The following is a 26,216-nucleotide window of genomic DNA, read 5'->3' as shown; positions in this document are numbered from 1 at the left end:
TATTGATAGCAGGCTGCGATAGATTACAGCCTACTACCAAAATTAAAGAAAATGAAATTGGGATATTAAGACTTATTCTTATGTTATCACTATCTGCTGGGCCATAAAAAGATACTTCATCTCATTCGCTACCTTTTTCTGATTAACTTTCGAATAAATTTGTGTCGTTCGGATATTTGAGTGCCCTAGCATATGCGACACGCTCTCAATTGAGATTCCTTTCTCTAACGTCACAGTCGTGGCAAATGTATGCCTGGCAACGTGAAAGGTCAATTCTCTGCGCACCCCCGCCTTTTGCGCAATTACCTTTAAACTCCTGTTTGTGTATTGATTCGAAGGTCAGGGGAAAATTGTTTCCCTATTGATCGCTTCAGGAGATAGTTTATATTTTTGAATCAGAGCCATGGCTACTGGTAGTACCAATACATGAAAACTTCGCCCATTGGTATTTAATGTTTTCTTCCTTTGCATCACGAGCCAGACACCTCCTTCATTATCAGTCGTAATGTGATGGGAAGCAAGGGAGCTGATTTCACTGTAAGCAAGCCCAGTGTAACAACTGAAAATAAACCTATCACGCACAACAGCTTGAACAGTATCGGGCAAATCTACCTGTTGAATTGAAGCCAATTCATTATCATTAAGAACCTCGCGGTCTTTAGTCACAAGTTTTCGAGTAAAATGAAGGAAAGGATCTCTCAAAATCCAGCCAAATTTTAACGCAAGCCCCATCAACTTCTGAAATCTTTCCACGTGTTTCATTACTGTATTGTTAGTGCAAGGTCTCTGTCCTTTATCAGGTGCTTTAGTTCGTAAATAAACGCCAAAATCAGTAATAAACTTAAAATCTATTCTTCCGAGCTGAATGTCTGATAACTTTTTTCTCTTTAAAAATTCTGATAGAAATCGCTCTGTGGAATAGTAATTTTTTAATGTGCCTGTAGCTAGTAATTTACCCGGTTGATCGAAATGGTATTTAATTAAGTCTTTTAATGACTTGCCCTGCTCCTCGCCTTCCACTTTGATTTTAATCTTTTCTGCTGTTACCAACTCTTTCTGAAAACGTAGTTCATCGTAAGCAACATTGATATCGTTCAGAACTTGTCGCATTCTGTCACGCACAGAATTATTCTCTGGTGAATTTCCTTTCATTTTCTGAGCTCTTTGGTTCCATTGTGATGGATCCACCGACTTTTTTATAGAAAAATAAACCATCTTTCCATCAACCGTAATTCTAACATACAAAGGAGCGACCCCAAAGGCCTTCCTGTCACTTCTAATGTAGAAATTAACACTAAAACTGTGATGAGATTTCATCGAATTTCCTCCATCTTTTTTTACCAAATCCAATACCAAAAGCAGATAAAAAATGGATATACGGATATGGTAGTTTTGTTTAAAAAAAATATGTCTAAAAAAATTTCGATTTTGTTGAGAGAACAATAATACTGAGAAAAGTCTGGTATTGGATTTGGTAAAAAAAGTTTGATATTCTTTTACCTAAACTGATACCAATAAAAACACGAAACCCCCTAAATGAACCATTTAGAGGGTTTTTGATACGATTTGTATCTGTAAGTGTCGGGATGGCAGGATTCGAACCTACGACCTCCTGCTCCCAAAGCAGGCGCGATACCGGGCTACGCTACATCCCGAACTTAGGTATCACCTTTTGTTAAACCTTTTTTTGAAAAAGTAGGTTAAAACTTTTTGTCGGGATGGCAGGATTCGAACCTACGACCTCCTGCTCCCAAAGCAGGCGCGATACCGGGCTACGCTACATCCCGAACTTGGTATCTTCTTTTGTTAAACCCTTTTTCGAAGGGTTGGCAAAGAAACGATTTTAAAATGATAAATCAATTTTTTTGCTTAAATATTTTTTATTCTCGCGGAGAGGGCGGGATTCGAACCCGCGGTACCGTTACCAGTACGACAGTTTAGCAAACTGTTCCTTTCGGCCACTCAGGCACCTCTCCAACTTCCTCATTTTTCGTCCTACCGACGTTGTTTTGAGGTCTGCAAATATAGTAAAACAACCTATTCTACAAAAAAAAATTACAAAACTTGTTGATAATCTATTCGCACATGATAGATACTCATCAGCATCGTCTTGAAAATCAATTTGATAGTTTCAATATCTTTTAATGTTAAATCGCAATTATCTAATTGATTTTGTTCCAATTTGTAGTTAATTATTCTTTCAACGATGTCATTAATGTTCTGCGCATCGGGATTTTTTAGACTTCTTGACGCTGCTTCGACAGAATCTGCGAGCATTAATACCCCTTGCTCTTTACTAAAAGGTATCGGCCCAGGGTATCGAAAAATGTTTTCATCAACGAATTTTTCGGGCGTGTTTTTCAAGAAGGATTGATAAAAGTAATCTACCCGAGTATTTCCATGATGTGTCCGAATGAAATCAATAATGGCTTCGGGAATTTGATTTTTCCTTAAAATCTCAATTCCCTTGTGCACATGTTGAATAATAATTTGTGCACTTTGCTCGTAAGGCAATTTATCGTGCGGACTTACTGCCGTATTCTGGTTCTCGATAAAATATTGGGGGTTATCAACTTTACCAATATCATGATAAAGTGCTCCTGCCCTAACCAGAACAGAGTTACCACCAATTTTAAATATTGCAGCCTCTGCTAAGTTTGCAACCTGTAATGAGTGCTGAAAGGTTCCAGGTGCTTTAAAGGCCAGCTCGCGAAGTAATTTGTTATTGGTATTGGTAAGTTCTATCAAAGCCACATCGGAAGTGATACCAAAAATACGTTCGAAAAGGTAAATTAATGGATAGGCCAAGAGAGACAATAAAACACTAAAAACAAAAGGAACGAAGTTTATCCACTCGATTTCCCGAAAACTTCCCTCACGTAGTAAAGCGATGCCGACAAATGCCACGAAATATGATAAAAGAATAAACATGGCCGAAACGAGAAATCGTTCCCTTTTTACAAAATTTTTAATACTAAATATGGCAACCATACCAGCAGTTACCTGGTAAAACACAAATTCAAAGCTATTTGCGACAAAAAAACCGGCAATAAGAATTACCAACATGTGAAGGTAAAGTGCTAAACGGGTATCAAACAGTATTCTTATTATAATCGGAACCACACAGAATGGAATGTAATACAAACTTGGAATTTCCATTTTAATTGCCCAGGTAAGCGCCAGCAACATGCCTGTTGTTACAATGAGTATTAGCGACAGTTGTCGATTATCGGCAAAAATATCTTTCCTAAACAGAAATAGGAACGACATTAAAATGGTTAAAATAAAACTGACCAAAACCACCTGACCTACATAAACAAGCATTCTACTTCCTATGGTTTTTGTTTGGGCATCATAAGTTGTTTTATAAGATTCGAGTTTTTGATAAATTTCTTCGTCAATTACATCGTTTTTAGCAACAATTAATTCTCCCTTTTGCACCATTCCTTTGGTAGTAGAAATATTATTTATTGTATTATCCTTGATCACCTGCGTTAATCTTTCATCAAAAACAATATTTGGCACAATGTGATCCATTGCTAAATTTGTCACCAAATCGACCATGACCTGATTCGTAGCCTTAAAGTTTGCCTTAAAAAATAATAGTGCTGTTTCGGCAGTAAAAACATCTTGTGTATTTCTCGTTTTGGAGACATTGTTTTCCATTAACGAAAAATCATAATGCTTTGCGCCGCCTTGATGTTTTACGTTTAAACCGACAACACCTTTTTGATAAATGATTTTCAGTAGATTATAAGCTTCGGTTTTGAACTGCGAACGATCTTTTTCATCAAGTTGTGTGGATTTCCATTTGATATCAAAATCATTTGAAAATTCTTCTAAAGCATTATCAGAAATGGATTTATCGAACTGATAAACCGGTAATATATTTTTTAGGGCATTTTTTTTATCGTTACTAACCTGCGGATTGGTCTTTAATATCGCAAAGCTAAAAGGAGAAATTAAATCTTTATTTTTCCAAACGGTGTTCTTTTCAAACTCATATCTAAAACGTGGCTGCTTAGGAAGAAAAAGTGTAATGATAAAGACGGTAAAAATCATCATCACATATTTAAGGTTTGATGAATATTTACGGTACAGGATTTTGTGTGAATTTTTCTTGATTTTGGCCAAAACGATAAGATTATTGTGCTTTCAAAATTAACATTTTTATCTAATATACATTTTAGAGATTTTGTTTGCAATTACCAAATTTTATATTTTACTTTATGATATCAAATTAATATCAATTATGTATCAGGAAAAAATTATCAGCCCTCCTTCGGGTTATTTAACCTTCGTATTATGTTTAGCACTTTTAGGTGCATCGATTTTTTGTTTCGTTACAGAGAACTTTTTATGGGGCGGTTTGCTATTAGCCATAGATATCTTCTTAATTTTTCCTGGCTTCTTAATCATAAATCCAAATCAATCTATGGTTTTAACTTTATTTGGAAAATACATTGGAACAGTTAAAGCTGATGGATTTTTCTGGGTAAATCCGCTTACAGCGAAGAGAAGATTATCGCTGAAAGCTAACAACCTTAACGGACAGCAATTAAAAGTTAACGATAAATTGGGCAATCCGATTGAAATTGCAGCTGTTGTGGTGTGGAAAGTTAATGAAACAGCTAAGGCAGTTTTTTCGGTAGAGAATTACATGCAATATGTAAATATTCAAAGTGAAGCGGCTGTAAGGCATTTGGCAAATATCTTCCCTTACGATCATTCTGAGGGAGAAGAGGATAGCATCACTTTGAAGGATGGTGCAGATAAGGTGAGTGAATTATTAGAGAATGAATTAAATGAAAGGTTATCGAGAGCAGGAATTGAAGTTTTAGAGGCCAGAATTTCGCACTTGGCTTATGCACCGGAAATTGCAAGTGCCATGTTACAACGACAACAAGCTACCGCTGTAATTGCGGCCAGAAAACTTATTGTTGAAGGCGCCGTAGGTATGGTTGAAATGGCTTTGGAAAAATTATCTCAAAAAGGAATTGTTGATTTAGACGAAGAAAGAAAAGCTGCAATGGTTAGTAATTTATTGGTTGTGCTTTGTGGAGATCGCCATGTTCAACCTGTGGTAAATACCGGAACGCTATATAATTAAGGCAATGGAATTTGAAGAAAAACAGCAATTAAACTTATGGTGGCTCTATATTTTAATAGGTGTTGATGCCATTATGGTGGGTTCTATTGTGCTTTTCGATAAAGGAGGAATGAATTTTCAGGATTTAAAACAGGCTTATTTCGCCCCTATATGGGCTATTTTACTTCCGTTCCTTATAGTATATCTCATTCAAAAAAATGTTTTGACATTAAAAATTAATCAGGATGGGATTTTTTATAAATACTTTCCTTTTAAAACAAAATTGACCCCAATTGAATGGAATAATGTAGAAAATGCTTTCATCACAAAATACGATGCTTTTGGAGATTATGGCGGATATGGCGTAAAAAACCGGCTTTGGTTTAACCGCAATGATAAGGCCTATCTTCTGAATGACAAATCAAAAGGTTTACAAATTGTATTTAAAAATGGAAAGAAACTTTTATTCAGTTCTAATAAAATTGAAGAAATGGAATTGTTCCTTATCAATTTAAAAACGAGGTATCAAATACGAGCAATAAGTTAAGGATGGCAGAAAAAGATAAAAAAGCTTTTGTTTTGAGAATTAGTCCTGCTTTATTAAAAGAAGTAGAAACCTGGGCTGCCGATGAATTTAGAAGCACAAATGGGCAAATTGAGTTCCTCCTTACCCAAGCATTAAAATCAAGAAAAAAGGGAAAGGCAAAAGAAGAATAACTAAGGCTGCAGATTTGCAGCTTTTTTTTCGCAAAATCGTTGTGAATGAATCACGCTAAAATGCCAGCATATTCGTTAGTGCAATATTAAAAAATGTATAACTTAGCAACCTAACCAAAAATTCATAAAAATATTTATTCATGAAAGAAGTTGTAATTGTATCAGCTACAAGAACGCCCATCGGAAGCTTTGGTGGTTCTTTAAGTCAGTTTTCTGCTACGCAATTGGGTGGCTTTGCCATTAAAGCCGCTATAGAAAAAGCTGGTTTAAAGCCAGAAAATATACAAGAAGTTTATATGGGCAATGTATTATCTGCCAATTTAGGACAAGCGCCTGCAACCCAGGCCGCAAAATTTGCTGGCTTACCAGATCTTCCTGCTACAACTATTAATAAAGTTTGTGCATCGGGAACTAAAGCCATCATGCTAGCCGCTCAAAGCATTGCCAATGGAGATAATGATATTGTTTTAGCTGGAGGCATGGAAAGTATGAGTAATGTACCCTACTATTTGGATAAGGCAAGAAATGGTTACCGCTTGGGTCATGGTCAGGTAATGGATGGTTTGGTAAAAGATGGTTTGTGGGATGTTTATAACGATTATCATATGGGATCGGCAGCAGAACTTTGTGCAAGCGAATGTAATATTACACGCGAAGATCAAGATAATTTTGCCATAGAATCTTATAAAAGAGCTCAGGCGGCACAAGTTGCAGGGAAATTCGCAAGCGAAATTACTACAATTGAAGTAAAGGATAGAAAGGGAGAAATATCGGTAATTGATACTGATGATGAGCCAACCGCTGTTAAATTTGAAAAAATACCCGGATTAAAACCAGTATTTAAAAAGGATGGAACCGTAACTGCTGCAAATGCTTCAACATTAAATGATGGTGCTGCAGCATTGGTATTGATGAGTGCAGATAAAGCAAAGGAGCTGGGCGTTAAACCTTTAGCTAAAATTTTGGGATATGCTGATGCACAACAGGCACCCGAATGGTTTACCACAGCACCATCTAAGGCAATTCCTTTGGCCCTTAATAAAGCACACATCGATATAAAAAATGTTGATTATTTTGAAATTAATGAAGCTTTTTCGGTTGTTTCAATCGCCAATAATCAACTACTAGGCTTAGCAGATAATACCGTAAATGTAAATGGAGGAGCGGTTTCACTTGGTCATCCACTTGGTGCATCAGGCGCTAGAATTGTAGTTACATTACTTTCAGTTTTAGAACAAAATAAAGGCAAAATTGGAGTAGCTGGAATTTGTAATGGTGGCGGTGGTGCAAGTGCCATTGTGATTGAAAAATTATAATATCGAAGCTTTATTTGCGATCTTTATTTATAAATGAAAAGTAAAAAACTATATCTTTTATTGATGATGGCTTTGTTGTGCCTTACCGTTAGGGCGCAGCAAAGTTTTCAAAAACTTGATGTTTTTCAAGATACACTTATTAAAATTTCGAATGCTGCTAATGCAGAAGCCTTTGATACTAAAAAACTAGCTTTAAATGGCAAATTTGTTAAAAGCCTTTTAGATGCCTTAAAATCTCCAAATTCATTTAATTATGCATTTGATTCACTAAAAAATGTTTCGGTTGTTAAATCTCCCGATCAGGCATTCCGAATAATCAGCTGGTACTTGCAATTGGAAAATGGTACATATCGTTACTATGGTGCCATTCAAATGAACAGCAATCCATTGAAACTCTTTCCGCTGATTGATCAAACAGAAAACCTAAATGATCCAAATATTGTAACTGATAACCAAAAATGGTTTGGTGCCCGATATTACGAGGTCATTCCTGTTACCAGCGGCAGCAGATTACCTTATTACGTTTTGTTGGGCTGGAAGGGTAACAATCAAACTACTACTAAAAAAGTAATTGAAATATTATCTTTCAATAAAGATAAGGCAACTTTTGGAGCACCTGTTTTCGACGGAAAAAACATTAAAGATAAAAATAGATTTATTTTCGAATACACCAAATCGAACGCAATGCTTCTGAAATCTGATAAAAAAGCTGACATGATTGTATTTGACCACCTTGCTCCTTTCGATTCAGAAATGATTGGCCGATTTGAATATTATGGATCTGACGGAACTTTTGATGGGTTCAAAGTGATTGGAGGTAAGCTGAAACTTCAAGAGGGATTGGAACTTAACAATGATCCTAATGCCATGGACGAACTTTATGCCGATCCGAAGAAGAATGTGAAACCCATTAGAAAGTTTTAGCATTTTACAATCCTTAACAATATCATTACCTTTCGCTATCTGTTAAAATTTGTGAGTTTGCCATTCACTGCCTATATTGCGCCTCGCAAACTAGCTTAAACAACACACAAATTCTGAATTCATAAACTAAAACCAACAAATGTTTTATGCAAACATCCATTGAAACCAAAGACGATTTCTTTAGCAGCAAAGTATTGGGTCATCCGGCAGGATTATTTGTGCTTTTCTTTACCGAAATGTGGGAAAGATTTTCGTACTACGGTATGCGGGCGTTGCTCGTTTTGTTTTTAACATCATCTATGTTTGGCGATAACCCAGGATGGGGATGGCCTAGAGAACATGCTTTAGCCATTTATGGATCTTACACTTCTTTAGCCTATTTAACACCCATTTTAGGTGGTTTTATTGCCGATAGATTTATTGGTTACAGATGGGCTGTAATAGTTGGCGCCTTGTTAATGACACTTGGTCACTTATCAATGGCCTTCGAATTTAACCCGATTTTCATGTACTTAGGCTTATGCCTTTTAGTAACGGGTAATGGTTTCTTTAAACCAAACATGACCTCCATTTTATCACATATGTACAAAAAACATCCACAGAAAAAAGATGGAGCATATACCATTTTTTACATGGGTGTTAACTCTGGAGCATTTTTAGGAATGTTGTTATGTGGTTATATTGGTGAAAATCCAAACTGGGGCTGGAGCTACGGTTTTGGCTTAGCTGGTATATTTATGTTTGTTGGGATGTTACAGTTTTATTTCACTAAAAATATTTTTGGTTCAATTGGCCTAAAGCCTGAAAAAAATAATGTTACTGTTGATGAAGATGAGGATCCAAAAGAAGCCAAAAAGAATCCTTTTTCGATTTTCGATATCGTTTTAATTGGATTGATTTCAATAATAGGTTTGGTTTGGATTATCAACGATCCTGTTTCTAAAATTACCGGCACAACTGTATTCAACTTTACAATCGGGAAATTGACTGGAGATAATTTTGCCATTATTATTGCATTGGCATTATTTATTTTCATATTGATTAAAAGAATTGCACAATACACACCACAGCTCCGGGATAAAATGATTGTGGTTATTGTTCTTGCCTTTATTACGATTTTCTTTTGGGCATCTTTCGAACAGGCTGGTGGTTCAATGACCATATTTGCAAAGGATTATACCGCCAGATTGCTGGAAGGCAATGCAAAAATCATGTTTAATATTGCCAATACATTAATTACTATTATTCCTTTAGTGATTATTACTTACGTACTTTTCAGCTTATTCAGAAAAACCTTTGCAAAATTTGCTTTAGGAAACATTATTTTAGCTGCAGGCTTCGCCATTATCTGGGCGTTGGTAATTTACATGCTTAAAAACCAATATGCAGATGTTCAAGCGGAAGTTCCTGCAACCTGGTTTGGCGTATTAAATTCTTTATTCATCATTTCTTGTGCACCAATTGTTTCCAAACTATGGGAAAGTAAATTCAATCCTACAGCAACTGTTAAAAACGGATTAGGAATGATTTTATTGGGAATCGGTTTCGCAGCTTTAGCTTATGGTTCAAGCTCTATTCCTCCTGGTGCAAAAGTAGCATCAGTGAGTATGATCTGGCTTATTTTAGCTTATTTCTTTCATACCATGGGCGAGCTGTTTATTTCTCCGGTAGGTTTATCTTATGTTTCAAAACTGGTTCCAGGAAGAATGATCGGGATTATGTTTGGAATATGGTATCTGGCAATCGCAATCGGAAATAAAATTGCAGGAACTATGGGCGGAATGATTGACAAAATCACGGCGCAATATTCCATGTCTACGTTCTTCCTAATTTTTACATTAATACCAATAGGTTTAGGTATATTCATCATGCTCCTTACGCCTATCATTAAAAAACTTATGCACGGAGTTAAATAGCATGCAAATCGCGACAGAAAAAACACCTTCTATAGAAACCTTAGAAGCAATTCAAAATTTTGACGGTAAATACCCAAAACAACTTTGGTACTTATCATTGGTAGAAATGTGGGAACGCTTCTGTTTTTACGGAATGCGTGGCGTTTTAGCTTTCTTCATGGTTGATCAGTTGGGGTTAACCGATCAAAAATCGAATCTTCAATATGGAGCTATACAAGCGTTCGTGTATGCATTTACCTTTATAGGAGGAATATTCGCCGATAAAATTTTAGGTTTTAGAAAATCCCTTTTCTGGGGTGGATCATTAATGATTATTGGAAACTTAATCCTTGCTTTTTCCCCGCAGGATTTATTTTATGTGGGTATTACGCTATCAATTATCGGAACAGGCTTTTTTAAACCCAATATCTCTTCAATGGTTGGTGAGCTTTATCACGAAAAAGATAACAGAAGAGACGCCGGTTACGGACTTTTTTATGCTGGTATAAACGTTGGTGGGCTTTTGGGCGGTGCAATGTGTATCTATCTAGGTAAATACGTTTCATGGCATTTGTGCTTTCTTTCTGCCGCAGTTGTAATGGCATTCGGTTTAGGAACCTTTATTTTTACCAAAAAATATTTAGGCCCTATTGGTAATTCTCCATTATTAAATTTAGAAAAAACCAAAAGAACAGCTTATGAAATAGCCGTGTACGTGGGTTCTTTGCTTTGTATTCCATTAATTTTTGTAATGGTAAAAAATACCGCTTATACCGATTATTTCATGTATACCATAGGCATTGTGGCGATGATTTATTTCATTTATGAGACGGCGATGATTAAAGATATTAAGGCACAATACAAATTGATTGCTGCTTTTGTATTTATTTTTTGCTACTTCATTTTTATGGCCATATCAGAACAAAGTGGTGGCTCCTTATCGCTTTTTGCAAAAGATAATTTAGATCACAGTTTGTTGTTTTTTAATATCGACCCAAATGTGGTAAACAATAGCGTGAATTCATTTTTTGTAATTGTATTCAGTCCTTTAATTGGCTTACTATGGATTGGCATGTACAAAAGAAAAATTGAACCAAATACAGTGGTAAAATTTGGTATTGGGTTTTTATTATTGGCATTGAGTTTTTATGTGTTTTATGCGACAAGATTTTTCGCAAACGATCAAGGCATCAGTTCCCTAAATATTTTCACTTTGGCTTATCTCCTGCTTACTTTAGGCGAACTTTGCTTGGGTCCAATAGGAATGTCGATTATTACCAAACTTTCTCCAAAGAAAATGTTCGGAATGATGATGGGCCTCTGGTTTTTGTCTAGTGCATTCGGTCAGTTGGCTGCAGGAAAATTAGGTGCGGAAATGTCGAGCATAGATAACGCTTCATTAATGACTAAATTGGTGGCTTACACCGAGGGATATAAATCACTTGCGCTTTATTCATTAATTGCTGGTGTAGCATTAATTGCTTTTTCTCAATTGGTTAAAAAGTTAATGGGAGAAGTTAGGTAAAACTTATTTTTATCATATTTAACCAAAGCCAGAAATAAAATTTCCGGCTTTTGGTTTTTAATAGCTAATTTCGCCCATTCAAAAAATCTTCATCATTCTAAAACCGTAAATTAATAGTGTCAGACAGTTTAGTTATCATTCCAACCTATAATGAGAAGGAAAATATTGAAAAGATTATCCGTAAGGTATTTTCATTAACCCAGCCATTTCATGTGCTTATTATTGATGATGGATCTCCTGATGGAACGGCTGATATTGTAAAATCTTTACAATCTGAATATGATGGACATCTTTTTATCGAAGAACGTGCCGGAAAACAAGGATTAGGAACCGCATATATTTATGGCTTCAATTGGGCACTGCAGCGAAAATATCAATATATTTTTGAAATGGATGCTGACTTTTCCCACAACCCAGATGATCTTTCGCGATTAAGAGATGCTTGTATTCAAGGAGCAGATGTTGCAGTTGGATCGAGGTATGTGAGGGGGGTAAATGTAGTCAATTGGCCAATGGGGCGTGTTTTAATGTCTTACTTCGCTTCTATGTATGTTCGATTTATAACCCGAATCACTATTCAGGATGCTACAGCAGGTTTTAAATGTTACCTCAGAATAGTTTTGGAAACAATTCCGCTAGAAAAAATACGCTTTGTAGGCTATGCTTTTCAAATTGAGATGAAATTTACAGCCATTAAGTTTGGTTTTAAAGTTGTAGAGGTTCCAATAATTTTTACCGACAGAACTGAAGGCACATCGAAAATGAGCACTAAAATTTTTAGAGAGGCTTTTTTAGGTGTGATCCAAATGAAAGTGAGCAGCTGGTTTAGAAATTACAGTAGAGCGAAAAGTTCAAAGTTCCAAGTTGAAGGTTAAAGTTGAAAGTATTGGATCACTTGATTTAAGACTTATTCTTCGCATGGCTTTCTCTAATCATTGCACCAAAATCCTGCTTTTTTTCCATTGCTATAACCGTCATGGTTAAGCGTTTGGTTCTTGTAGCTTCGGTTTTAGCTTCATTAATCCATTTAATAAAATAATTTTGATGAGATTTTGGCTGCTGTAAGAATAATGCCAATAATCCATTTTCCTCAGTCAAACAAACTTCCAGATCCTCTGGCATTTCAATTTTAAAATCTTTATCTTCTTCTAGCCACAACTCTATTTTATCTCCCGCTTCTTTTTTAAGTTTTTTCCGAAGATCGGCTTTTAATGCCAAAATAAAATCACCCTCTCCCATTGGTACGGTAGCCATTCCACCTATTTCCAAGTTATCAATTCTCCCTTTAACTCTAAAACTAACTTTACAATTTGGTTTGATTTGATGAGCTGTTACAGCTGGAATAAAAACATAACTCCAGCCTGTTTTCTCTCCCATTTTATCGAATTTTTCTATTTCGGCTTTTAGGTTAATCATGGATTTAAAAATAGCAAAAATTATTATTCGGCTCAAAAAATAGCCATTTTATGAGCCGAATAGAAATTTAATCGGCTCATATCAATCAACCGCTACCGGATTCATCATAATATCCAGCTTAGCAAACTTTAAAACTTCCACACTTTGAAAACCAAAATCCTCAACAATTTTTCCTAATATTAAATAGCAACCTCTTCCTTTAAATGGATACATAGGAGTTGAATTGGGAAAGTGTATGGTATCAAAAAAATCGCCGTTTTTATCTAAAAAAGTACCGAACCACATTTTAGTGTTTTTAATGGTATGCACTGTTTTTTCGCACACATAATTACCAACCATCCTAACCGTTTCGCCCACATGCTTATTCATATCGGTAGCCATTACATCGCCCCTATAGCTGGTTTTTAAAAAATCGAACATATTATAATTTAGCGGGAACGTTAATAGTTCCCATTCCACGTAAGCATCTTCCAGTGCAGAATTTTCAAGCATTGGCAATGCATATTCCTTATGTTCAATATTAAAAAGTTCCGTAGCGTTTAACCGTTTTTGCTTGTGTCCGAGATAATTATAAATATCCCAAAGCAAAGTTTTTTTATCTTTCCCCGTAAATCTCATGGCACCTAAACGGATAAGCAAAATGGCTTGCTCTAAGGTAATTTGAGTTCGTTTCACAAATTGTTCAAGGTCTTTAAACGGTCCATTTAATCTACGTTCGAGAGGAATAGTTTCCACAAACTTATTTTCCAAACCCTGCACGCCTACAAAACCCAGGTAAACGTCATTTCCTCGAATATTTACTACTTCATCACTTTGGTTTACACAAGGTAAATGTACTTTTGCCCCAGTTTTTTGCAACTCATGCACATACACCCACCGCGTATAAAACCCACCATAATTATTCAAAACCGCCACCATGAATTCTTTTGGATAATAGGTTTTTAAGTATAAACTCTGGTAACTTTCTACTGCAAACGATGCAGAATGTGCTTTTGAAAAGCTATACCCTGCGAAAGAAGAAATCTGTCGCCATACTTCGGCAATAAGCTCTTTACTATGCCCCTTTGTTCGGGCAGAAATAAAAAACTTGTTTACCAATTCTTCAAAAGCAAGTTTTGAGCGATATTTTCCACTCATCGCTTTGCGTAAAACATCAGCATCTGCCAAATCCAAACCTGCAAAGTAATGGCAAACCTTAATAACGTCTTCCTGATAAACCATTACGCCATAGGTATCTTTCAATCGAATTTCCATTTCTTCGCATAAATAAACAACCTTATCAGGCGCATGATAACGCTCAATAAAAGATTTCATCATACCAGAACTGGCCACCCCAGGCCTAATGATGGAACTTGCAGCAACGAGTGTTAAATAATCCTCACATTTCAGTTTTTTTAGCAATTGCCGCATGGCTGGCGATTCAATATAAAAACATCCAATGGGCTGTCCTTCCCGTAAAATACCATTCAGCTTAGGATCGTGTTTAAAAGTTTTAAAGTCATGAATATCAATATTCTTACCGCAGTTTTCTTTTACAATATGTACTGCTTCGCGGATATGACCAATTCCACGTTGACTTAAAATATCGAATTTTTCATAACCAATTGCCTCGGCCTCATACATATCCCATTGTACCGTTACGAATCCTTTGGGAGGCAGATCTAAAGCCGTATAATATGTAATGGGTTCTTCAGAAATTAAAATTCCACCAGCGTGAATGGATCTTTGGTTGGGCATATTTTGCATGTGCTGATGCACGGCAACCAGTTTTTTGTAAGTAGCATTTTTTTGATTTTCGGCCACCCTAGTTGGGTCGGTAAAGCTATCAATCTCCCCTTTTGGTAATCCAAGCACCTTACCAATTTCGCGAATAATTGCACGATCTTTAAAAGTGCTCATGGTTCCTAAAAAAGCTACATGCCATTTAGGGTACTTTTTAAAAATGTATTTTTGGATAGTTTCCCTTTCATCCCAGGCAAAATCGATATCGAAATCTGGCGGACTTGTTCTTTTTTCGTGAAGAAACCGTTCGAAATATAAATCCAACTCGATGGGATCTACATCTGTAATGCGTAAACAATAGGCCACAATGCTGTTCGCACCAGACCCCCTACCAACATGATAAAAGTTACACCTACCAATGGCGTATCTAATGATATCAAAAGTAATTAGAAAATAACCACAGTAATGTTTGAGTTCGATAATGCGGAGCTCTTTTTCCATTCGCTCTCTGGCCACGAGATCATTTTTTCCGTAACGATATTCCAATCCTTTACCTGCAATTTTTCTGAGTAATTTTTTATCAAATTCCTCACCCTCTTTACAATATGAAAACCTATTCTTCGATTTGGGTTGTGGCCCTGGCTCAAAATAGGCGCTCAAATCGCAGGCATCAATCATTTTCTGAGTGTTTTCTATAATAAAAGGAAAGCGTTCAAATTTATTTTTAAGCTCATTTTCAGCAATTAAAAATTCATCTTCATCGCACTTTACATCCTTTGGTACCATAGTTAAAAGTGTATTTAATTCAATGGCCCTTAAATACTCATGTAAGCGATGTTCGACTTTGTTGCTAACTGTAACAGGATGCCAAACCACCATTTTTTCTTTATGCTGAAGTAGCGCATGTTTATAAAGAAAATTTAACTGTTTGCTTTTAACCCCAACAAATTCATTTGGTTTCAAATCCCGTTTGAATATTTTTGTAAAGGGATAGATGAAAAAGACATTTTGAAGGTTGGGTGCATCATCAGGCAAAACACTCCCGTTAATGTTATGATTGCTCAAAAATTCATTGAGTTCACGCATTCCCTCTTTGTTTTGGGCGATGCCGATATACAGAAGTTGATTATCTTTTCGAAACTCAATACCAGCAATTGGTTTGATTTGGTATGGCGTGTTACCATTCTGCACCTCATCTGCTGCTTTGGCAATTTCCTGGTTATAACACTCTCTGATGAATTCCACAGCACCCGTAGAATTATTAATATCAGTTAATACCAATTGATGAATTCCTAAAGCACGGGCTTGCTTTACGATTCCTTTGACATCAATCGTTCCATATTTTAAGCTATATGAAGAATGTACATTGAGAAACATTTCAGTTTTCAGTTATCGAATTTCACAATTAACCAGTTTACACAAATAACCAATACACTTTTTCAGCCAACCGATTCCAACCTGGAAATCTATCCATCTAACTTAGTTGCTGTGCCCAAATCAGTATTTATAAAAGTTCTTATTCGCGATCTTTTCCGCTCTTCGCCGCTTCCATTTTCATCAATTGACTTCTTTTTTCGAGGATTGTATTTGATAATTTTTCCATTTTTATCTTTTTCTGGTTGCTTAACGATGCAGGCTTTCACCACCGATTCTACGCCATAATGATTGCGAACTTTATCCATCGCCTGATATAAATCGTACTCTACTTCTGAAGTGTGGTACAAACCAATTTGCTCAAAACCACTAACCAAATGTGAAAGTTTAACGCCAATTAAGCGCAACAGCATTCGTTTGGTGTATAGCTTTTTAAATAAATCGTGTGCTTTGGTAATTAAAAAAGAATCGAGTGCGGTGTATGGAATTCGGGCCTGTTGGGTTACGGTTTCAAAATTGGAGTAACGAATGGTAACGGTAATGCAAGCGGTTAACTTCTGTTGACTTCGGAGATCGAAAGTTAAATTGGTAACCATGCCACTCAATATGGCTTTCATTTTTGAGATATCCATACTATCACTTTCAAATGTAGTTTGGGTACCTATCGATTTTCGTTCTCTGTAAGGCACCACCGGCGAAAGGTCGATTCCGTTTGCTTTTTGCCAAAGCCCCAAACCATGCTGACCCAAAATTTTGAACATTAAATCCTGAGGAATTTCGGCCAAGGTTTGAATTTTACGAACGCCCATTTCACTTAGTTTTTTAAAAGTGGCTTCGCCTATACCGGGAATTTTATGCACCGCCAAAGGATTTAAAAATCCGCGAACTTTTGGAAAAGGAATTTCTAATTCACCATTTGGTTTGCACTCATTAGTGCCAATTTTCGATACTGTTTTATTAACTGATAAGCCGAAAGAAATGGGTAAACCCATCTCTTTAATAATGGTTTGGCGAAGTTCGGAAGCAAACTTCATGCATCCAAAAAACTTATCCATGCCGGTCATATCGATATAATGTTCATCAATACTGGCCTTTTCGAACAGCGGAACACGGTCGGCAATAATTTCAGTAATTTCGTGTGATGCTTTGGAGTATTCTTCCATATTGCCTCTTAAAAAAATAGCCTGCGGACAAAGTTGTTTGGCCATTCTGCCCGGCATTGCCGCGTGTACGCCAAACTTACGAGCCTCATAACTGCAGGATGTAACCACGCCCCGATCGGAATTTCCACCAACAACAACAGGCTTGCCAATTAAATCAGGATTTTTCCTTAATTCTACTGAAACAAAAAATGCATCCTGATCCATGTGAATAATATGTTTGTCCTTGTCCATCATCGTTTTCGAATTTCAGTTACTACCACTTTTACAAACCAAAATTACTAATATATTTAGCTTTAAATAACATACCGCAGTTCAATTTATTAACAAAATACTAACATTTTTAGTTTTATCGAATGTTTTAAAATTTGAATAATCTTAAAAAAATCAAAAAAAATGCCCTGATATTTCTATCAAGGCATCTGCTAAAAAATTAAAACTATGCTGCGTTCTTAATGTGCGCTATTGTTTAACGATCTTAAATTCAGTTCTTCTATTTAATTGATGTTCCTCATCCGAACAATTAATTCCATTGGCACATTTATTTACCAATTGCGTTTCGCCATAGCCTTTTGCGGTGATGCGGTTTTTATCAATACCTTTTGAAATGATATACTGCACTGCCGATTCAGCTCTTTTTTGAGAAAGTGTTAGGTTGTATGAGTCTTTTCCACGGCTATCGGTGTGTGAGCCAAGCTCGATCCAAATCGTTGGATTATCAGTCATAATTTTAACCAACTCATTTAACTCAACAGCAGCACCGGCAAGGTTCAGAAGTTTTTTGATAACATTTTCTAATTAATCTGTAAACTATAACCTTCACGGAATTTAAGTTGATTTAATCAAGGTATTTTAATATCCAATACGATATACCACTGAGTTTTAATGATTATTTTCAGTTAAACAAACAATTGAGCTACATATCTGTATTCTTAAAATGAGAATATTTTTGGCGCTTACATTTGCTTTGCTATTATGTGTGGCTTGTCATAACACCAATCCAGAACAAGGCTCGGGAGGGGAAAAAGTGGATAAACAGGTTACCCTATCAAACGATGCAATTGTAGATTCCACTAAAGCGCTAGTCGATCAATCATCTGAATTAGAAAAAAATCGCATTGATGGTGTTATATCCATTGGTGATTATAAAGAACGAAAGAAATCTTTAACAACAAATTACAATGTACTATACAAAAGTTTATCTCCGATTGATACTTTAAAAGTTTTTGAATACCGTAATAAAAAAGAGGCAGAAATAAAAAAAGATTCTACTAAAAATACTAAGGCACCAAGATGGGAATAGAAAAAGTGGAAAATCCTAGAGATCATCCAAAACCTGTTGGCAAATTCGCTCAAATGTTCATTAACCTTTACGATGTTTTTCGATTCATTGGCCGTTTTTTTAAAGAAGCATTTCTTCCACCTTACGAACTTAAAGAGTTAATGCGCCAATGTTATGAAATTGGTTATCGATCGGCATTGTTGATTTCGACAACAGGTTTTATTACCGGACTGGTTTTTACCAAACAGTCTAGGCCGTCACTTTCCGAATTTGGCGCCACATCGTGGCTTCCTTCTTTGGTAGGTATTGCTTTATTAAGAACCCTTGCTCCCTTGCTAACAGGACTTATTGCAGCAGGTAAAGTGGGCTCCAGCATCGGTGCAGAATTAGGATCGATGAAAGTAAGTGAGCAGATTGATGCCATGGAAGTTTCTGCAACAAACCCATTTAAATTTTTGGTGTCGACGAGGGTTTTGGCTGCAACCATCACCATGCCTATACTAACATTCTACACGGCCATGGTGGGCATGTTGGGCGCTCTTCTTAACGTGTCGGTTAACGAAGGCACAAGTGCAACTACCTTTTTTCAAAGCGCACTGGAAAGTATTACCTTTCTCGATATAATTGCCTCAACATTTAAAGCCATCCTATTTGGTTTTACCATAGCAATTGTAGGTTGTTACCAAGGTTACAATTCATCTAAAGGTACTGAAGGCGTTGGCAAGGCAGCTAACTCATCTGTAGTAACTGCCATGTTCCTCATTTTTATTGAAGAAGTGGTTTGTGTACAAATTTTCAGCTTGTTTAATAGCTAATGGGTATGATACAAAAGGAAATTTTAAATAGCACCGAAAAGGTAATCGAGATTAAAAATCTCTATAAGGCTTTTGGATCATACCAGGTTTTAGAAAACGCTTCATTAGATCTTTTCAAAGGCGAAAACCTGGTTGTATTGGGTAAATCAGGTACAGGAAAATCTGTATTGATTAAGATAATTATCGGCTTACTCCGTCCGGATTCAGGTTTGGTTAAAGTTTTGGATCACATTGTGGATGATATTTCTTACGAAGAATTATTGGCTTTAAGACTTAGAGTAGGCTTTTCTTTTCAGAATAGTGCCCTTTATGATAGTATGACGGTGAGAGAAAATCTGGAATTCCCGCTTGTGAGAAACCGCCGCGATTTAGGCAAGCAGGAAGTTAATGATCTGGTAGAAGAAATGCTTGATGCGGTCGGATTATCTCAAACCATAAACCAAATGCCATCAGAGTTATCTGGAGGGCAGCGAAAACGTATCGGCATTGCCCGAACCTTGATTCTTAAACCCGAGATTATGCTCTATGATGAACCTACTGCAGGACTCGACCCTATCACATCAAAAGAAATAAATAAACTCATAAATACTGTACAGGAGCGCTACCATACCAGTGCAATTGTAATAACACACGATTTAACCTGCGCTAAAGAAACCGGAAATCGAGTGGCCATGTTAGTAGAGCGAAACTTCGAAAGGCAGGGATCATTCGATGATATTTTTAACTCGGGAGATCCGCAGGCACAACCATTTTTTGATTACAATTTTATACAATAACCATGAACGACAATAAAAAGAAAATAACGGTAGGAATATTTATCGCCATAGGCATTTTGATATTCGTTTTCGCCATTTTTACTTTAGGCAGCCAAAAGAAAACCTTCGTTAAAAGTTTTACCCTTAGCGTAGTTTTTAATGACATTCAAGGGTTGAAGAAAGGAAATAATGTGTGGTTTTCGGGTGTTAAAATAGGTACTATAAAAAAGATTGAGTTTTTTGGCAGTTCACAAGTACGCGTATTTTTAAGCATTGAAGAAGATGTTCATAAGTACATACATAAAGATGCTGGTGCTAGTATTGGAGCAGATGGTTTAATCGGTAATAAAATCGTGGTACTCACCGGAGGAAATCCTAAATTTCCATTTGTAGAAGATGGCGATGTGCTTAAAGTTAACAGCTCTTTATCTACTGATGATATGATGAAAACCCTGCAGGTTAATAACAAAAACCTGGTGGATGTAACAGGTGATTTTAAAATTTTAGCCCGTAATCTTGTTGATGGTAAAGGTGCTGCAGGTGCGCTCTTATCTGATGAAAAACTTGCTCAGGATTTTAAAACCATGGTTTCCAACCTGAATAGAATTACGGCATCAACAGCTCAAACTGCTCAAAACCTGAATACTTTCGGCAAAACCCTGAACACCAAAAATGGTTTGATGGATAAAATGATGACAGATACAGCGGTGTTTGCTAAGCTTGAAAGATCGGCTTCGACATTGCAAAAAACAGCGCAGTCGGCTTCAGTAATGGCAGCTAATTTAGAAAAAGCATCGGGTAAATTAAATAGCAGTGACAACGCTGCGGGCTTATTGCTGAATGATGCAAAAACTGCCGATCAGGTTCGGGTAATCATGCTTAACTTAGAAAAAAGCAGTAAAAAACTCGATGAAGATTTAGAAGCATTACAAAGCAATTTCTTATTCCGTGGATTTTTTAAAAAGAGAGCTAGAGACTCCATAAAAAATCAATAGCATGTTTTTTTCGGTAGCTATTTATCAAGTTCTCCAAATAAATAAAACTTTTATTCGGTGACCATGTTTGAATGATAAACATAAACATTATGGCCACTAAAGAGAAAGATACCGAAAAAGGTAAAACTAAAGGTACATCAAAAGAAAAAGCAAGTTTTGATCAAAATGGCAAAGGTGCTTCAGAAAAATTTGGTGATGCGGGATCAACGCCTAATGAATCAGCGAAAGATGGTGTTGGCACTACAAATAAGAACAGAAAATAGAGTTTGCCTAAAGCAAACTCTATTTTTCGTATATGCTCATTTTTTCGGCAAGCTCAATAATACTTTTAATCTTAAGCTTTTGAAAAAGCCTAAGTTTATAAGTACTTACCGTACCCATTTGTAAGTTGAGCTGATTGGAGATTTCCAAAACACCAATACCTTTGGTAAGCAATTCGGCAACTTCCAGTTCTCTTCCCGATAATTTGGTAAAGGGATTGTCTGCATCGTTACCTAAAATGCTATTAAACATATTCTCTTTAACATTTCTGCTCGAGTAACGACTACCCGCTAAAATGGTAGTAATTGCAGTTACAATTTCAGACTCTTCTGCATTTTTAGTTAAGTAGCCTGATGCACCAGATTTTAAATATGGTACCGCATAAATGTTTTCATTTAATGAAGAAAACACTAATATCTTAGCATTTAACTGCACCAATTTAATTTGATCGATAACTTTTAAATTATTGCCACCAGGCAAATTTACATCGATAATAATCAAATTTGGCGATTTTTCGGTTTCAATTAAAGCCTGCTCTAATGTTGATGCATGGATAATTTCTACTCCTGCCCAAAAATCAGAAATCAAACTTTTTAAACCCCTGCGAATAATTTCGTGATCATCAGCAATTAGCACGGTAAAGGTACTTCCAGTATTCTTTGGTTTCATGTTAATTAGATATGTTGCAATTTAATAAAATGTTTCGTTTATATGTAAATTTGTCTTTTTTTTATTTCAAATAAAGACATTCTTTAATCTATTTCGATTGTAAGTATTATCCTACAAATTTATAATATTATTCATAAGTTATTTAAAAAACCTTGATGTTGCCATCCTAATATTCGGACGGATAAAAGAAAAGCAATTGAAATTTAGAGTTGCGACCGTTATAACCTTGCAGGGTTGTAAAATCTGGTAGCCAATTACCCATAGATGAAAGTGCTGCCTGATTAATACTGATTTTATTACCAATTAAATTACCGCTCCCATCCTCGAAATAAACTTCATCAAGGGCACCTGTCGCCTGAGCCACCTGGGTAATTATAATATCTGGAACGCCATCACCTATTTGCGAATCGTTGGTTATTGCTCCAAAATTAAAACTTAATGGTTGTGCGGTTGAAGGAATGTTGGTAATACAAGAACCCATGTCTAAGCCCCTAATTCCCCGGGTTAGAATTTGCGAAACTGTAACTGGAACAGAATAAGTGTATGCACCGCCATTGTCAACGCCATCTTCCAGCTTTCCTAAACCAATAAAGTTTGAACCTGTTCCTGGCAAAGAAATATTTTTTACAGGAAATGCCTGATAAGTTCCAGGTGAGAAGGTGATTTTACTCGCTAATAATACATCGTTAACACCAGTTGAGTAATTTGTGCCATTCCACCTAAACCCTAACAGATTGTGCCTGTTATCTGGCATTTTAGGATTTATTGCTCCAACAGCTGATGTCCAGTAACCACCATAATCAGTATAAAGTGCTGATGCACCAAATTGCGCTGAAGCTTTAGAAAAGGTAAGGATTAATAAGGATAACATTAAACCAATTACAATTAGAATTGGCTTTAATTTGATTGATGAGCGTCTGTAAACTTTATTCATTTTCCTTAGGTGGAAATAATTATGTGAAAAAATCCAATTAAACCCTGATTATGGGTGTATTTTGTCCTGTTAAACTTTTATTAATATTGATAAATTGTGAGTAAAAAAATAATCGCTATTTATCTGATAACTAAATATTTTAACTCTAAATAATACATCAAGATATATCATTCAGGGGCGGCAAAAGTATATTAAAAATTATACACTCGCAACCAAAGCCCTACCTAGATTTTAAGTGATTAACTTGTGCATAATTTGTCAAAAAGTGTATTACGAATACTACAAAGTAGATAATTATGAAAAAATTGTAAAATAGCTTTGGAAATATTGATTAAAATATTTTGATTTTCTTGATAAAAATCAACAACATTTAATTAACATGTAGTATTAACCATACAAAATTTAAAGGGAAACGTGTTTACTCCATGTAAACAAAAAAAGCTAAGACCATTACTGATCTTAGCTTTCAATTTGACTTTGATTAAAGTCTTAATTCATTATATTTTAGCTCTAATCCTGCTTAAGGTTTCCAGGCGGATAGCTAAAAAAGAGGCTATATGTTTTAACGATACACGGTTAATTAAATCAGGAAAAGAAAGCAAAAAACGCTTATACCTTTTTTCGGCTGATGAAATCCTACATAAGTAAGCACGTTCTTCTGCAGAGCGGTAGTAAATTTCCATCATCTTTCTGCCTACAATATTGGCTTCTGCAAAATTTTCATACAAGTATTCTGAAAGCACGTGTGGTATAGCAATCAGATCTACATCTTCCAGCGCTTGTAAATATTCTTCAGAATCTCCATCGATCCACAAATTTCTAATGGTTCCAACTATTTCATTCTCTTTAGAAATCCATGTAGTAATTTCAGATGTTCCATCCTTTATAAAACCTCTTACCACACCTTTTACAATAAGAAAAAGATATTTATTCCGATCAACAGGAGAAACCAAATACTTATTTTTTTTATAGCTTATCGGAAAAGTATGCTGGTTAATGCGCTCTTCTATTTCATCATTGAGTGGATGAAATTTTTTAAATATTGAAATTAATGGAGAAAAATTATTATATTTTTTCCACCTATCTTCTTCAGATAAATTAACTGCAATCATTTATAATTAAGTGGGGATAGATTAAATTCTAATATTTATTAGAATTACTGATGTAAGTATAGGAAGATAGATTGAAAAAAAGAATTTTTTATTGACTTTTCTCAATTTAAAATATCACTATAAAATTTTTTCTACACCTAACCCAAATAAAGCAAAATCATATTTTACAGGGTCGTTAGCATCAAATTTTTTCAAGTTGCTAGTTAGCTCTACCGCAGTTAACCAATCTGTTTGTTTTCTTTTGATAAGCCCTAATAAACGCCCTACCCGGTCAACATGGACATCGCAAGGACATATCAAATTATTTGGCTTCAAGGTTTCCCAAATACCAAAATCAACTCCTTTATTATCATTTCTCACCATCCATCTCAAAAACATGTTCAAGCGCTTACAAGTTGATTTCTGTGCTGGTGATGATATGTGCTTTTTGGTACGGTGAGGAAAATCTTCCACTGAGAAAAAATACTGCCTGAAATAATTTAATGACTCTTCAATACCGAAGCTAAACTCACTAGATAAACAAACTGATGATGATAATGATGTGGAATGATTTTCATTCGTCATTTCCATATATTCTGTTATTATGTGAGTTTTTTTTGGGATAAAAGCTTGCTCCAAACTTAAGAATCTGGAATAATGAGATTTAAAAAATGAGATAAAATAAAGTAAATCTGTATCGTTAAATGTTCTGTGCTTAAAATTAAGCAGGTTTTTCAGATCGTTATCTCCATGGTTTAAAACAAAATCATACGGAGCATTATCCATTCTATTCAACAATTCCCTACATTTATTAATGATGGTTTTTCGTTGACCCCACGCTAGAATAGATGCAAAAAAACCAGAAATTTCTATATCCTGTTTTCTAGAAAATAAATGGGGAATACATATCGGATCGTTTTCAATAAAATCTGAGCGATTATATTGGTCAACTTTACTATCAAGGAAGTTTTGAAGATCTAAAAAATCCATTAATTATATACTAAAAAGTCATCCAATTGACGGGGCATCCCTATCAATTGAATGACAAAATTAATTCTTAAGAAGTTATATCAGTCGACTATTTCAAAGCGTTTTCCAAATCTTCCAATAGATCATCAATATCCTCTACGCCTACGCTTAAGCGCAAAAGGTTATCAGTTACCCCAACCTTTTCTCTTTCTTCTTTGGGTATCGATCCATGGGTCATCGTTGCCGGATGATTGATTAAAGATTCTACGCCACCCAAAGATTCTGCTAAAGTAAACACCTTAAAATTGGAAGAAATCCTAAATGTTTCCTGCAAATCTGCATCTTTTAAAGTGATGGAAATCATCCCGCCAAACCCACGCATTTGTTTTTTTGCTACATCATGATTCGGATGATCTTCAAATCCTGGCCAATAAATTTTATCAACTTTAGGATGAGATTTCAGATAATGGGCAACACGCTCCCCATTCTCACAATGCGCTTTCATTCTTAAATGCAAAGTCTTTATTCCTCTCAAAACTAAAAATGAATCTTGCGGACCAGGAGTTGCACCACATGCATTGTATATAAACCAAAGATTTTTAAACAACTGCTCATCATCTGTAATCAATGCGCCCATTACCACATCAGAATGGCCACCAATATATTTGGTTACCGAATGCATTACAATATCTGCACCCAAATCAATGGGGTTTTGCAAGTAAGGCGAAGCAAAAGTATTATCAACTGTTAAGATCAGGTTTTTCTCCTTGGTAATTTTTGCCACACCTTCAATATCAATAATCTGCATGGTTGGATTTGTTGGTGTTTCAATCCATACCAATTTAGTTTTATCATTGATGTAAGGCAAAATATTTTCTGGTTTTGATAAATCCAAAAAATGAAATTTGATGCCGTATTTTGTAAATATTTTTGTAAAAATGCGATACGAACCACCGTATAAATCATTACCGGTAATTACTTCATCACCCGGTTGAAGCAGTTTCAAAACCGCATCAGTGGCACCCATTCCACTAGAAAAAGCCAAACCATATCTGGCATTTTCTAAAGCTGCCAGGCAATCTTCTAATGCTTTACGTGTTGGATTAGTTCCCCTCGAGTATTCATATCCTTTGTTATCGCCAGGCGATTTTTGCCAATAGGTTGAAGTCTGGTATATTGGTGTCATTACTGCACCAGTTGTTGGGTCAGGCTCTTGACCTGCATGTATAGCTTTTGTTCCGAATTTCATCTCTTTTTAATCTTTTTTAATTTTTGGTTTTTAGTACTTAGGTTGAGAATTTTCTTTT

The 26,216-nt window shown here is 35.7% G+C and carries 23 protein-coding genes, 3 tRNA genes and 2 pseudogenes; 13 read left to right on the top strand and 15 right to left on the bottom strand.

What is annotated here, in order from left to right:
* Positions 1-78: 78 nt before the first annotated feature.
* From LUA91_RS01565 to LUA91_RS01540, 6 genes and pseudogenes are all read right to left on the bottom strand, one after another.
* A pseudogene (locus LUA91_RS01565) lies at positions 79-318 on the bottom strand (tyrosine-type recombinase/integrase); the annotation flags it as partial.
* A gap of 21 nt (positions 319-339) precedes the next feature.
* Complete coding sequence (locus tag LUA91_RS01560) at positions 340-1,317, bottom strand: site-specific integrase (RefSeq protein WP_231424189.1); 978 nt, start codon at positions 1,315-1,317, stop codon at positions 340-342.
* Positions 1,318-1,581: 264 nt separating this feature from the next.
* Positions 1,582-1,655, bottom strand: a tRNA-Pro gene (locus LUA91_RS01555).
* Positions 1,656-1,713: 58 nt separating this feature from the next.
* Positions 1,714-1,787, bottom strand: a tRNA-Pro gene (locus LUA91_RS01550).
* Positions 1,788-1,889: 102 nt separating this feature from the next.
* Positions 1,890-1,976, bottom strand: a tRNA-Ser gene (locus tag LUA91_RS01545).
* Between the two features lie 79 nt (positions 1,977-2,055).
* Positions 2,056-4,062 (bottom strand): HD family phosphohydrolase, encoded by a 2,007-nt coding sequence (locus tag LUA91_RS01540; protein ID WP_231424245.1) that lies wholly within the window; start codon positions 4,060-4,062, stop codon positions 2,056-2,058.
* 190 nt (positions 4,063-4,252) lie between these two features.
* On the opposite strand from LUA91_RS01540, the gene LUA91_RS01535 reads away from it, so the two are divergent.
* The 8 genes from LUA91_RS01535 to LUA91_RS01500 all read left to right on the top strand — a co-directional run bounded on the left by LUA91_RS01535 (position 4,253) and on the right by LUA91_RS01500 (position 12,341).
* Positions 4,253-5,110, top strand: a complete 858-nt coding sequence (locus LUA91_RS01535; protein WP_231424188.1) for an SPFH domain-containing protein — start codon at positions 4,253-4,255, stop codon at positions 5,108-5,110.
* Positions 5,111-5,114: 4 nt separating this feature from the next.
* Positions 5,115-5,636 (top strand): hypothetical protein, encoded by a 522-nt coding sequence (locus tag LUA91_RS01530; RefSeq protein ID WP_231424187.1) that lies wholly within the window; start codon positions 5,115-5,117, stop codon positions 5,634-5,636.
* Between the two features lie 2 nt (positions 5,637-5,638).
* On the top strand, positions 5,639-5,806 hold the full coding sequence (locus LUA91_RS01525) for an Arc family DNA binding domain-containing protein (RefSeq protein WP_083488688.1): 168 nt from the start codon (positions 5,639-5,641) through the stop codon (positions 5,804-5,806).
* 140 nt (positions 5,807-5,946) lie between these two features.
* The gene (locus tag LUA91_RS01520) at positions 5,947-7,122 is read left to right on the top strand and encodes an acetyl-CoA C-acyltransferase (protein WP_231424186.1); all 1,176 of its coding nucleotides are present in this window, start codon (positions 5,947-5,949) and stop codon (positions 7,120-7,122) included.
* 33 nt (positions 7,123-7,155) lie between these two features.
* Entirely contained in the window at positions 7,156-8,046 is an 891-nt protein-coding gene (locus LUA91_RS01515) for a hypothetical protein (protein ID WP_231424185.1), read from the top strand.
* A gap of 146 nt (positions 8,047-8,192) precedes the next feature.
* Positions 8,193-9,962: a peptide MFS transporter gene (locus tag LUA91_RS01510; protein WP_231424184.1), complete on the top strand. Its 1,770-nt coding sequence runs from the start codon at positions 8,193-8,195 to the stop codon at positions 9,960-9,962.
* A 1-nt stretch (position 9,963) separates the two neighbouring features.
* On the top strand, positions 9,964-11,466 hold the full coding sequence (locus LUA91_RS01505; protein ID WP_231424183.1) for a peptide MFS transporter: 1,503 nt from the start codon (positions 9,964-9,966) through the stop codon (positions 11,464-11,466).
* A 116-nt stretch (positions 11,467-11,582) separates the two neighbouring features.
* Entirely contained in the window at positions 11,583-12,341 is a 759-nt protein-coding gene (locus LUA91_RS01500; RefSeq protein WP_231424182.1) for a polyprenol monophosphomannose synthase, read from the top strand.
* Positions 12,342-12,366: 25 nt separating this feature from the next.
* Here LUA91_RS01500 and LUA91_RS01495 read toward each other — a convergent pair whose 3' ends face one another.
* The 4 genes and pseudogenes from LUA91_RS01495 to LUA91_RS01480 all read right to left on the bottom strand — a co-directional run.
* Entirely contained in the window at positions 12,367-12,882 is a 516-nt protein-coding gene (locus LUA91_RS01495; RefSeq protein WP_231424181.1) for a YdeI/OmpD-associated family protein, read from the bottom strand.
* An 81-nt stretch (positions 12,883-12,963) separates the two neighbouring features.
* Positions 12,964-15,981 (bottom strand): DNA polymerase III subunit alpha, encoded by a 3,018-nt coding sequence (gene dnaE, locus LUA91_RS01490; protein ID WP_231424180.1) that lies wholly within the window; start codon positions 15,979-15,981, stop codon positions 12,964-12,966.
* A gap of 89 nt (positions 15,982-16,070) precedes the next feature.
* Entirely contained in the window at positions 16,071-17,375 is a 1,305-nt protein-coding gene (gene dinB, locus LUA91_RS01485; protein ID WP_316795730.1) for a DNA polymerase IV, read from the bottom strand.
* Between the two features lie 225 nt (positions 17,376-17,600).
* Positions 17,601-17,897 (bottom strand): annotated as a pseudogene (locus LUA91_RS01480) (OmpA family protein); the annotation flags it as partial.
* Positions 17,898-18,075: 178 nt separating this feature from the next.
* Between LUA91_RS01480 and LUA91_RS01475 the strand changes: the two are divergent.
* The 5 genes from LUA91_RS01475 (at position 18,076) to LUA91_RS01455 (ending at position 21,248) form a co-directional block, all read left to right on the top strand.
* Entirely contained in the window at positions 18,076-18,441 is a 366-nt protein-coding gene (locus LUA91_RS01475; protein WP_231424179.1) for a hypothetical protein, read from the top strand.
* Entirely contained in the window at positions 18,432-19,235 is an 804-nt protein-coding gene (locus LUA91_RS01470) for an ABC transporter permease (protein WP_231424178.1), read from the top strand. The genes LUA91_RS01475 and LUA91_RS01470 overlap by 10 nt, the downstream gene beginning before the upstream one ends.
* Before the next feature lie 5 nt (positions 19,236-19,240).
* Positions 19,241-20,011, top strand: a complete 771-nt coding sequence (locus LUA91_RS01465) for an ABC transporter ATP-binding protein (RefSeq protein WP_231424177.1) — start codon at positions 19,241-19,243, stop codon at positions 20,009-20,011.
* Positions 20,012-20,013: 2 nt separating this feature from the next.
* The gene (locus LUA91_RS01460; protein WP_231424176.1) at positions 20,014-20,985 is read left to right on the top strand and encodes an MlaD family protein; all 972 of its coding nucleotides are present in this window, start codon (positions 20,014-20,016) and stop codon (positions 20,983-20,985) included.
* Between the two features lie 89 nt (positions 20,986-21,074).
* Positions 21,075-21,248, top strand: a complete 174-nt coding sequence (locus LUA91_RS01455) for a hypothetical protein (protein WP_231424175.1) — start codon at positions 21,075-21,077, stop codon at positions 21,246-21,248.
* 19 nt (positions 21,249-21,267) lie between these two features.
* On the opposite strand, the gene LUA91_RS01450 is transcribed toward LUA91_RS01455, so the two are convergent.
* From LUA91_RS01450 to LUA91_RS01430, 5 genes are all read right to left on the bottom strand, one after another.
* Positions 21,268-21,915 carry a response regulator transcription factor gene (locus tag LUA91_RS01450; RefSeq protein WP_231424174.1) on the bottom strand — a complete coding sequence of 216 codons (648 nt, stop codon included), beginning with the start codon at positions 21,913-21,915 and terminating at the stop codon, positions 21,268-21,270.
* A gap of 166 nt (positions 21,916-22,081) precedes the next feature.
* Positions 22,082-22,849, bottom strand: a complete 768-nt coding sequence (locus LUA91_RS01445) for a hypothetical protein (RefSeq protein WP_231424173.1) — start codon at positions 22,847-22,849, stop codon at positions 22,082-22,084.
* A 497-nt stretch (positions 22,850-23,346) separates the two neighbouring features.
* Positions 23,347-23,961 (bottom strand): Crp/Fnr family transcriptional regulator, encoded by a 615-nt coding sequence (locus LUA91_RS01440; protein WP_231424172.1) that lies wholly within the window; start codon positions 23,959-23,961, stop codon positions 23,347-23,349.
* A gap of 117 nt (positions 23,962-24,078) precedes the next feature.
* Complete coding sequence (locus LUA91_RS01435; protein WP_231424171.1) at positions 24,079-24,930, bottom strand: TIGR02757 family protein; 852 nt, start codon at positions 24,928-24,930, stop codon at positions 24,079-24,081.
* A gap of 88 nt (positions 24,931-25,018) precedes the next feature.
* Entirely contained in the window at positions 25,019-26,158 is a 1,140-nt protein-coding gene (locus LUA91_RS01430; protein WP_231424170.1) for a cystathionine gamma-synthase, read from the bottom strand.
* Between the last annotated feature and the right edge of the window lie 58 nt (positions 26,159-26,216).

Source organism: Pedobacter sp. Leaf250 (genome assembly GCF_920984735.1).
In the GTDB taxonomy this organism is placed as follows: Bacteria; Bacteroidota; Bacteroidia; order Sphingobacteriales; family Sphingobacteriaceae; genus Pedobacter.
The sequence above is the reverse complement of the archived record's forward strand: the minus strand, read 5'-3'. Positions and strand labels throughout refer to the sequence as shown.

Coding starts and splice junctions, on each gene's coding strand:
- LUA91_RS01435 (WP_231424171.1), bottom strand. CDS start 24,930: ATGGATTTTTTAGATCTTCAAAACTTCCTTGATAGTAAAGTTGACCAA.
- LUA91_RS01470 (WP_231424178.1), top strand. CDS start 18,432: ATGGGAATAGAAAAAGTGGAAAATCCTAGAGATCATCCAAAACCTGTT.
- LUA91_RS01525 (WP_083488688.1), top strand. CDS start 5,639: ATGGCAGAAAAAGATAAAAAAGCTTTTGTTTTGAGAATTAGTCCTGCT.
- LUA91_RS01560 (WP_231424189.1), bottom strand. CDS start 1,317: ATGAAATCTCATCACAGTTTTAGTGTTAATTTCTACATTAGAAGTGAC.
- LUA91_RS01495 (WP_231424181.1), bottom strand. CDS start 12,882: ATGATTAACCTAAAAGCCGAAATAGAAAAATTCGATAAAATGGGAGAG.
- LUA91_RS01540 (WP_231424245.1), bottom strand. CDS start 4,062: ATGATTTTTACCGTCTTTATCATTACACTTTTTCTTCCTAAGCAGCCA.
- LUA91_RS01510 (WP_231424184.1), top strand. CDS start 8,193: ATGCAAACATCCATTGAAACCAAAGACGATTTCTTTAGCAGCAAAGTA.
- LUA91_RS01530 (WP_231424187.1), top strand. CDS start 5,115: ATGGAATTTGAAGAAAAACAGCAATTAAACTTATGGTGGCTCTATATT.
- LUA91_RS01515 (WP_231424185.1), top strand. CDS start 7,156: ATGAAAAGTAAAAAACTATATCTTTTATTGATGATGGCTTTGTTGTGC.
- LUA91_RS01445 (WP_231424173.1), bottom strand. CDS start 22,849: ATGAATAAAGTTTACAGACGCTCATCAATCAAATTAAAGCCAATTCTA.
- LUA91_RS01505 (WP_231424183.1), top strand. CDS start 9,964: ATGCAAATCGCGACAGAAAAAACACCTTCTATAGAAACCTTAGAAGCA.
- LUA91_RS01440 (WP_231424172.1), bottom strand. CDS start 23,961: ATGATTGCAGTTAATTTATCTGAAGAAGATAGGTGGAAAAAATATAAT.
- dinB (WP_316795730.1), bottom strand. CDS start 17,375: ATGATGGACAAGGACAAACATATTATTCACATGGATCAGGATGCATTT.
- LUA91_RS01460 (WP_231424176.1), top strand. CDS start 20,014: ATGAACGACAATAAAAAGAAAATAACGGTAGGAATATTTATCGCCATA.
- LUA91_RS01535 (WP_231424188.1), top strand. CDS start 4,253: ATGTATCAGGAAAAAATTATCAGCCCTCCTTCGGGTTATTTAACCTTC.
- LUA91_RS01450 (WP_231424174.1), bottom strand. CDS start 21,915: ATGAAACCAAAGAATACTGGAAGTACCTTTACCGTGCTAATTGCTGAT.
- dnaE (WP_231424180.1), bottom strand. CDS start 15,981: ATGTTTCTCAATGTACATTCTTCATATAGCTTAAAATATGGAACGATT.
- LUA91_RS01475 (WP_231424179.1), top strand. CDS start 18,076: ATGAGAATATTTTTGGCGCTTACATTTGCTTTGCTATTATGTGTGGCT.
- LUA91_RS01430 (WP_231424170.1), bottom strand. CDS start 26,158: ATGAAATTCGGAACAAAAGCTATACATGCAGGTCAAGAGCCTGACCCA.
- LUA91_RS01455 (WP_231424175.1), top strand. CDS start 21,075: ATGGCCACTAAAGAGAAAGATACCGAAAAAGGTAAAACTAAAGGTACA.
- LUA91_RS01465 (WP_231424177.1), top strand. CDS start 19,241: ATGATACAAAAGGAAATTTTAAATAGCACCGAAAAGGTAATCGAGATT.
- LUA91_RS01520 (WP_231424186.1), top strand. CDS start 5,947: ATGAAAGAAGTTGTAATTGTATCAGCTACAAGAACGCCCATCGGAAGC.